The organism is Rhodococcus sp. CX (genome assembly GCF_015865005.1).
Taxonomy (GTDB): domain Bacteria; phylum Actinomycetota; class Actinomycetes; order Mycobacteriales; family Mycobacteriaceae; genus Rhodococcus.
Genome location: NZ_JADZGH010000137.1, coordinates 3,834 through 8,850, shown reverse-complemented (window position 1 = coordinate 8,850; position 5,017 = coordinate 3,834). Strand labels below are relative to the sequence as shown.

Annotated in this window: 6 protein-coding genes and 1 pseudogene; 3 read left to right on the top strand and 4 right to left on the bottom strand. The window is 69.1% G+C overall.

The features are described 5' to 3' along the window. Window positions 1-220, top strand: a pseudogene (locus tag I0Q12_RS32890) (flavodoxin); the annotation flags it as partial. A 16-nt stretch (window positions 221-236) separates the two neighbouring features. On the opposite strand, the gene I0Q12_RS14640 reads toward I0Q12_RS32890, so the two are convergent. Beyond that, complete coding sequence (locus I0Q12_RS14640; protein ID WP_197252602.1) at window positions 237-1,823, bottom strand: cytochrome P450; 1,587 nt, start codon at window positions 1,821-1,823, stop codon at window positions 237-239. A gap of 100 nt (window positions 1,824-1,923) precedes the next feature. On the opposite strand from I0Q12_RS14640, the gene I0Q12_RS14635 reads away from it, so the two are divergent. Further along, window positions 1,924-2,145 carry a helix-turn-helix transcriptional regulator gene (locus I0Q12_RS14635; RefSeq protein ID WP_197252601.1) on the top strand — a complete coding sequence of 74 codons (222 nt, stop codon included), beginning with the start codon at window positions 1,924-1,926 and terminating at the stop codon, window positions 2,143-2,145. Next, window positions 2,142-2,645: a DUF2029 domain-containing protein gene (locus I0Q12_RS14630; RefSeq protein WP_197252600.1), complete on the top strand. Its 504-nt coding sequence runs from the start codon at window positions 2,142-2,144 to the stop codon at window positions 2,643-2,645. Before I0Q12_RS14635 ends, I0Q12_RS14630 begins: the two co-directional genes overlap by 4 nt. Before the next feature lie 40 nt (window positions 2,646-2,685). Here the strand turns inward: I0Q12_RS14630 and I0Q12_RS14625 are convergent, their stop codons facing one another. From I0Q12_RS14625 to I0Q12_RS14615, 3 genes are all read right to left on the bottom strand, one after another. Further along, entirely contained in the window at window positions 2,686-3,186 is a 501-nt protein-coding gene (locus tag I0Q12_RS14625; protein WP_197252599.1) for a hemerythrin domain-containing protein, read from the bottom strand. A 106-nt stretch (window positions 3,187-3,292) separates the two neighbouring features. Then, window positions 3,293-4,411, bottom strand: a complete 1,119-nt coding sequence (locus tag I0Q12_RS14620) for an MBL fold metallo-hydrolase (protein WP_197252598.1) — start codon at window positions 4,409-4,411, stop codon at window positions 3,293-3,295. Between the two features lie 78 nt (window positions 4,412-4,489). Further along, on the bottom strand, window positions 4,490-5,017 hold a 528-nt coding region (locus tag I0Q12_RS14615), incomplete at its 5' end, for an enoyl-CoA hydratase (RefSeq protein ID WP_231610677.1).

Genomic DNA, 5,017 nt, shown 5'->3' with positions numbered 1-5,017 from the left:
CGCGATCGTGGCGAGTCTGTTCCAGGCGCTCGACGACTGCGGGTACACGATCCCGGCGCAGGGGTGCACGTACTGGAACGGCGAAGCGATGACGCCCGGTGACTACAACGACCTCGACTCCGTGCCCGACGCGGTCGCCTCGGCGACGGCGACCCTCGCCCGCAACACGGCGCATCTCGCCCGCGTACTGCTGAAGGATCCGTATCCGCCGGCCGAGTGAGGACCGGCCCCCGTCACTACTCGCCGGCCCCGCCTTCTTCTCCTGCCCGGCGCGCCGGATCCGTCGCCTCCTGGCCGGCGTCGGTGCCGCTGTCGGGCCGATCCCCGTGATCCGATTCGAGATCGTCGTCCTGCGGGGTTTCCTCGGGGTCGGGTGACACCCGGTGGAAGCCCTCGTCCTCGTCGTGCTTGCCGGACGCGTTCATGTCGCTCCTCCTCACCCCGGGCGCACCGGCGGTGCGCGCCACCTCGAATTTCAGCCCGAAGTTGTCGAACGTGTTCGGCAACGGACGGTCGGGGGCCGGCACCGGATCGGAGACGACCCGGAAGTCCGCAGCGGCGAGCATCCGCGCCAGCAGGGTGCTGGTCACCAGCAGCACGAGGTTGCGGCCGGGGCACGCCGCCGGTCCGGCGCTGAACGGCACCAGTTCCGGACGTCTCTCCGCGCGTCCGTCCAGCCACACCTCGGGGACGAACTCGTCGGCGAACGACACGGTCTCGCCGTCGCGGTGGAAACCGGCGGTGAGGATCATGAATCCGGTGCCGGCGGGAATGGTGAACCGCTCCTGCTCCGGGCCCCACACCGTGTCGCGGGTGGAGTCCCGCAGGATCATCGGCGTCGTCGGCCACAGACGCACCGATTCGAGTACGGCGGCCCTCAGATACGGGTAGGGCTGCGGCTTCTCGGCGTCACCGGCGGCGATCTCCGCGCGTGCGGTCCCGCGCTGCCCCGGGTGACCGGCGAACAGCGCGAGCGTGCGCGCAGCGGCCATGCCCGCGGCGTCGAACGCGAACAGCCAGTGCGGAATCTGACCGACCGGATCGGTCGCACCTCCGGCGGGTAGCGCGGCGAGTGCTCCGGCGAGCGAACCCGGCTCGGCCCGGTCCACGTAGCGATACAGGTCTTCGGTGAAGCGGTCGCGAAGACGGCTCCGCTCGGGAATGAAATAGGACCAGTTCCCGTTCGCGCGAAGCTTTTTCAATCTGTCGGTGATGTCGTTGTCCTCGGCGGCGGAGTCGCCCAGGACGATCCGGCGAACGATGCGCCACCAGGTTCGGGTGAACTCGTCGTTGTCGAGAGTGCCGGTGCGGATCGCCGATTCGAGGAGGGCGACCGCCTCCCGGTCGACGACCTCCACGATCGGTTCGGCCAGGTGATGCAGGGTGTGCGCGGTGTCGAGTGCCTCTTCGTTGAGCCGGCGGCGTTCGGAGCGGATGGAGCCCTGCGAGATGAGCACACCGTGCGGCTGGAACGGCGAGAGTGCACCCTTCTTCTCCCGGGTGGCGGGGTCGAACGGGTCCGGCGAGTCCTCGAGGATCCTGCCGACATCGGCCGGGTCGAGCACGACCGCCAGCCGCCTGCCGGGCAATTCGATCCGCAGCGGCCCGGAGCCGTGTTCCGCACGCAGCCGGCGCAGTGCGTGCACGGCGGACGCGTCGGCGCCGAACCGTTCCAGCAGCGCCATCGACCGGGACCTACGGGCGATCACCCCGGCGGCGACCGACGGGAAGCCGAGGGTCGCGACCAGACGCAGCGCCCGGAGGCCGCTCACGGCCGGGCCGGTCGCGGACGTCGAATGTGCGGTACCTGCGGGTGTCGCCATGACGCACTGGTACCCGCTCCGCCTTCCCGCGAAACGAGCCTGGGTCAGGAAAAGACAAGCACTCTTGACACCGGATGACAAGGATGCTTGACTTCCACTCGTGGCAGGCACACCGGGAAGCAACCGAGTTCGCGAGTTCCGCAAGCAACTGCGGATCACCCAGGCCGAACTGGGCGAGCGGGTCGGCGTCAGCCGTCAGAGCATCGTGTCCACCGAGAAGGGCGACTATGCGCCGAGCGTCTACCTCGCATTACGGCTTGCCCGCACCCTCGGCACCACCGTCGAAGATCTGTTTCCACTCACCGAGGAGGACTCCCCATGACCGCATTCGTCAAGGCCGCTCGCGTGATCGGGGATCTCGACGACGACTTCTACCGCGACGAACGTCAGCGTGACGTCTGGAACGAAGCGTCCGCAGTGGGATTCCAACTGACCCAATGGATTGCGCTCGTCGCGACGGCCGTCCTCCCGTGGGTCGCCGGACGCGTCGGCGCGTGGACCGCACTCGGCATCATCCTCGCGTGGTTCGTGGTCTCGATCGTCACCGCCGCCTACGCACGCTCCCAGGACGTCGACGTGTACGCCTCCGCCAAGACGTGGCGCCCCCGCGCCATCTTCGCCGCTGCGCTGTACATCGCGGGGGCGGTCGGCATCTACGCCCGCCTGTCCGCACCGCTCGACCAGGATCCGGAAACGTGGCTCGGGATGATCGTCGGCGGGATCTGCGGTGCGGCAGCGGTTTTCGCGATCATCGCATGGCGCAGGCGCCGCGACGCCCGCCGGATCGCCGAGGAAGAAGCGCGCGACGCCGAGGACATGTGAGCGCGCTTCTTCCCCGGACTTCCGTTGCACCGGAACAGGTTCAGGCCAGAACGGCGTCGACCGTCTTCTTGAGCGCCGACGGCTGGGCCGGTGAGCGCGGCGCCTTCTTCTTCAGTTCGAGCATCTCCGCACCGATCTCCTGCAGCTTCTTACGGCCGAGCTGCTCACGAACCTGCGGGAACCACTCTTCCTCTTCCTCTTCGATGTGGTGCTCGACGTTCTCGATCAGCACCGTGGCCTTGGCGTCGAATCGCTCGTCGGAAGGCGACATTCCCGCCAGCTCGGTGACGAGCACGTCGGCGACGTGGTGTTCCTCGTAGGACTCGAGAACGTCTTCCTCCAGGTCCGGCAGGAGATCGCGGACCTTCGGATACATGCACTCGTTCTCGATGTAGGTGTGCACGGTCAACGCCTCGATGATCTTGTCGACGAGCTGCCCCTTCTCCTTCTCCGCGTTCTCACCCGCACCCCGGAAGGCACGGAACAACCGTCGAATCTCCTTGTGATCGTCCTTGAGAATCACGATGGCATCCGTCGACATCAGAACCTCCTCGCGCCGGGGTCCGGCCACCCGAGCCGGACGCGGAATCCGTGTGCTCCTTGGTACCCACGGCAGGAGTCGGGCAAACGGCACATCGTGCGAAGTCTCAGCCGAGGGACACCCACCACGGATGCTGGGCACCCGGCCGGAGCGCGTCGACCCGCTGCCCCGGCATCGGGACCGCGGTCGCGACCCCGGCGGCCTGCGCTGCCGGCAACAGCCGCGCGATCGGCTCGGACCACGCATGGAAGGCGAGGTTGAAGGTGCCCCAGTGCACGGGCACGAGCAGACTGCCGGGGCGGTCCACGCAACCGAGGTCACCGTGCGTTCGCACTGCTTCCTCGGGGTTCATGTGGATGTCCGGCCAGCGACGGTCGTACGCGCCGACCGGCAGCAGCGTCAGATCGAACGGACCGTACCGGTCCCCGACGTCGGCGAACCGCCTCGTGTATCCGCTGTCGCCCCCGAAGAACACACGGCGCGTCGGACCGGCGATCACCCACGACGACCACAGCGTGATGTCCCGCGCGAATCCGCGACCGGAGAAGTGACGGGCCTCGGTGCACGTGATCGTCAGCTCCCCGACCTCGGTGTGCTGATCCCAGTCGAGTTCGACGATCCGCTCCTCCGGAACCCGCCACCGGCGCAGGTGCGCGCCGACACCGAGCGGCACCAGGAACCGGATGTCGCGTTGCGTGGCGGCAAGCATTTCGACGGTGCGGCGGTCGAGGTGGTCGTAGTGGTCGTGGGAGATCACCACCGCGTCGATGCGGGGCAGTTCGGCGAGCTGCACCGGCACCGGATGCATGCGGGCGGGCCCGATCGTCTCCGACGGCGACACCCGATCGCTCCACACCGGGTCCGCGAGAATGCGGTGCCCGTCGATCTCGACGAGCGCGCTGGAATGTCCGTACCAGGTGACCGCCAGCTCGGCGGCGTCCACCGGCGCGAGCGGCGGTGCGAGCGGCACCTCCGTCCGCGGCGTTCCGACGGACCCGCGGGTCAGGATGTCCTTGAGGAAACCACCGCCCGCCTCCGGACCGAGCGTGCTGCTCGGCTCGGAGTTGTGGAACCGGCCGTCGCGATAGCGGGGCGAACCCGCCGCGTACGGCCGGATGTCGGCGACGGACGCACCGATCGAGGTCGGCAGACCGCGGGCGGCACGCGCCACCCACAGCAATCCGGCTCCGGCGAGGGCGGACGAGGCAGCCTGTTTGACGCTCACCACACCACTGTAGGGCGCGTCTCCCGATCCCTCTCGGATCGAAATGGGGATTGGGCGTCGTGCCCGAGGTGCGGGCGGCTACTTTCCGCGGAAGACGGGATCGCGCTTCTCGGCGCGCGCGACGCGCGCCTCTTGTGCGTCCTCGCTCAGCCATGCCGCGGCCAGCGCCGACATCTGTTCCGGCGACGGTTCGTCGCGGGTGCCGTCGTCGTTGAGGAACAGTTTCATCGCGCGCAGCGACAGCGGCGCGAGTGCCGCGATCTCCTGCGCCCATGCCTGCGCCGCCTCGAGGTCGCCGATCCGGTTGGCCAGGCCCCGCGCGAGCGCTTCGTCCGCGTGGATCGAATCGGCGGCGAGGAACACCGCGCGGGCGGCTCCCCCACCGATGAGCGTCGCCAGCCGGCGTACGGTCCATCGGTCCACCGAGATGCCGAGTCGGGCGGCGGGCACCGCGAACCGGGCCTTCGGCGCGACCACCCGCAGATCCGACGCGAGCGCGAGCTGGGTACCGGCCCCGATCGCGGGGCCGTTGACGGCGGCGATCACCGGGATCGGCGCGGTCTCGATGGTCGTGAGCATCTCGGTGAGGCTGTCGAGGAACCCTTC